We start from the raw sequence: 3,513 nt of genomic DNA on the forward strand, positions 1-3,513 counted from the left end.
ACTGAAATACAAAATACAGAGTATTATCAGTATTATAGGTTTGGCAGTAGGATTTACTTGCTTTGCACTCTCAAATCTGTGGATACACTACGAAATTACGTATGACAAATTCTACGAAGGTGTGGAACGAACTCATTTGCTTTATCAAGAAGCCACTTTTAGTGAATCAACATTCAGCACATACAGTTCATATATGTCGGCTACTACACTTCGGCAAGAATTTCCGGAAGTAGAAGCCGCATGTGCAGTTTACCAATGGGAAATGGGGCTGAAAACCAAAGAGGGGAAAACGGCAAAAGTTAATTGCATGTATGCTGACTCCACATTTTTAGAGATGTTCCAACCTACCTCCATATTATCCGGAAGCATGGAATTCCTTTATTCTGATAATAAAATTGCATTAACAGAAGAGACTGCTATGTCATTATTCGGTTCAACAGAAGTTTTTGGACAAGAGATAGAGACAGATGATACACCTAAGACAGTCTGTGCCATTCTGAAAAATGTAGAGAAACATAGTAATCTCTATTTTGCCGCATGGACAATGTCATCACAATTTCAAAAAGAAAAAAGCGAATGGGGAGTACATAGATTTCAAACCTACGTTCGGCTACGTAAAGGAGTGGATGCTACATCTTTTCAGGAAAAAATGAAGAACTACGAATCCGGAAACCAATGGTATCCCAAACCTCTCGAAAAATATAAGATAATTCCATTAACCCAATACCATTACTCTGCCATAAATGAAAAACTGACCCTTAAATTCAATTATTTAGTACTTTTCTCCATAGCAAGCGGCATGATTATACTTTGCGCATTGTTCAACTATCTCTCCTTGTTTATCACCCGTATGCGCACACGAAACCGGGAAATTGAATTAAGAAAAGTATGTGGTTCATCCATTCGGAATTTATTCATACTTTTTGGTACTGAATATTTATTTGTGCTGCTTTTATCCGGTCTTTTAGGAATGACGTTTATCGAATTATCGCTTCCGAAATTCAGAGAACTGTCCGAAATTAATGGAAATATTTATGGAGAATCATTCCTCTACTTTATAGGTATTCTTTTCATATCCTATATCCTATTAATACCTTTTATTGTCCGCCGATACTACAGGCAATCCGGCAATCTATTCCTATTCCGTAAATGCAGCATAGTATTCCAATTAATAATATGTATCTTATTTATCTTTTGCGTAAGCATTCTTATGAAACAACTCAATCACCTGGCAAATGGTGACATTGGTTGGGAAAGAAAGAATACAGCAGTATTAAGACAATATGTTTCTCCGGAATCTTATGCTGCCGTCAGTGCCGAAATAGATAAGATGCCATGTATTGTAGAGACACTGAAAGGATGTGAACCTTTATTTCCAAGATATAGTACACTGACTTACAGGATAAACAGCTGGGAAGGAAAGAAAAGCACGGATAAGGAAGATAGAGTAGATATCATCTGCATAAGAGAAGGGAGGGAATTTATCAATTTCTACAACCTGAAACTAATAGAAGGTGAAATGCTAAAACCGGATGATGCGGATAAGGCTATCATCAACGAGACTTGTGCAAGAAGATTAGGCTTAGATGATCCGATAGGTAAGAAAATCAATATTCACCAAGGAGTTACAATCGTCGGAATTGTAAAAGACTTCCATATCACAGCACCTACAATCCCGGCAGCACCTACTTTATTCTGCAATAAAGGAGGTCTGGGAGGTTCCGATTCCGATGCCAACTATGGTGATATATTGATAAAATATCGCGCAGGAACATGGGAGGATCTTAAAAAGCGAGTAGATGATGTATATGCCAAAATCTCAACTGGCAATAATGAATATCATTCTCTTCTCAATATAGAAGAGGAATATTCTAAGTTCCTGAAATCCGAAACGTTATTATTGAAGCTGCTTGGCTTTGCCTCACTTATTTGCGTACTCATTGCCGCTTTCGGAATATTCTCTTTCATTACGCTAAGTTGCGAGCAGCGGCGCAAAGAAATAGCCATCCGCAAAGTAAATGGAGCGTCTGTAAAAGAAATACTTGCTATGTTTGTAAAAGAGTACTTTATATTACTCGTTGCGGCATCAGTGATGGCATTTCCTATAGGATACGCTTTGATGAAAAAATGGCTGGAAAGTTATATAGAACAAACAGCAATCAGTGCATGGATATATCTGGCTATATTTAGTGGGATAGGTTTACTTATTCTGTTATGCATTGGCTGGCGGGTATGGCAGGCAGCACGGCAGAATCCGGCAGAAGTGATAAAAAGTGAATAAATACATATATAATACGCCATAAAAAATGTTACAACACTATTTTCAAATAGCAATACGTCATTTGCTTAAACACAAAACGCAAAATCTTATCAGTATCGTAGGATTAGCAGTGTGTCTGCTTTGCTTCAGTATATGCATGTATTGCAGTCGTTTCTTTCTAAGTATTGACCAATGTTTTGAAAATCATGATCACATTGCCGATATTGTTTTAAAGAGTTCAAACGGGGAGTTCTTCTCCGGAACTCCTGCTACGGTCTTTGAGCAATTGCAGGATATACCATTGAATGAAGTGGACATTTTAACACACATCGCTAATGCTGATCCACGTCCATACAATATAGAAATGAAAGACGGAAAGGAATATCCATTTACTGAAATGTCAACTATCGAAATTGATTCTTGTTTCCGCCAAGTATTCACTCCGAAGATTATAGCCGGTTCCTGGGATGTTGCGGTCCATACTCCCAATGCTATTATTATGATGGAAAGCACCGCACACAAGGTTTTTGGTGAAAATGGTGATCCGATCGGTAAACGTATGGTACTGACCAAAAAACTAATGAGTTCACCAGATGCTACCCCAAATTCAGGTGGCACTGTCTATACCATCCAGGCAATCATAAAAGATATACCACAAAATAACAGCTTGAATTTTTGCAATAGAATTGATTTATTAGTGCTAAATGATAGTGAAGGTTTGTTCCAGAGTGAAAGTAGAAAGTTTACGACCGGTTGCTCCACTTTCGCTTTATTGCATAAAGGGAAAAGTGTACAACAACTGGAGGATCATCTTCGCGAACTGAATCTATCCAGCGATGCATTCCCTGATAATACGATTGGTGCAACTGCATTGGGGAAGGGAGCCTATAGTGCAACCTTCAGCCCTTACTTTATCAGTGTTACCACTGCATTAGGAATACTAATTTTACTTATCGGCCTTCTTAATTTTTTCCATTTCCTTACCGGCTCATTTCTTAACCGTAGCCGCGAATATAGTCTCCGTAAGGTATTAGGAAGCAGTAACCACCAACTGTTATCACAGCTTTTCATTCAATCGGCACTGATTATCTTATTAGCCTTTCTGATTACTTTTTGTTTAATTGAACTACTGGCTCCCTTTTTTCATCTTACGTTAGTAGTATTTACATTGGAAATAGACAAAACATCACTAATGAAGCAATGTTCCGAATATCTTATACTGATATTTCTACTGAATTTGCTCATTTGTACAC

General features: G+C 37.7%; 2 protein-coding genes. Both read left to right on the top strand.

Going from position 1 to position 3,513, the window contains the following annotated elements:
* The first annotated feature begins 1 nt into the window (after position 1).
* The gene (locus BACCELL_RS21480) at positions 2-2,281 is read left to right on the top strand and encodes an ABC transporter permease (RefSeq protein WP_007214184.1); all 2,280 of its coding nucleotides are present in this window, start codon (positions 2-4) and stop codon (positions 2,279-2,281) included.
* 61 nt (positions 2,282-2,342) lie between these two features.
* Positions 2,343-3,513 (top strand): ABC transporter permease (locus BACCELL_RS21485; RefSeq protein WP_211211339.1); only part of this gene is annotated, 1,171 nt, incomplete at its 3' end.

It is taken from the genome of Bacteroides cellulosilyticus DSM 14838, assembly GCF_000158035.1.
Classification (GTDB): Bacteria; Bacteroidota; Bacteroidia; order Bacteroidales; family Bacteroidaceae; genus Bacteroides; species Bacteroides cellulosilyticus.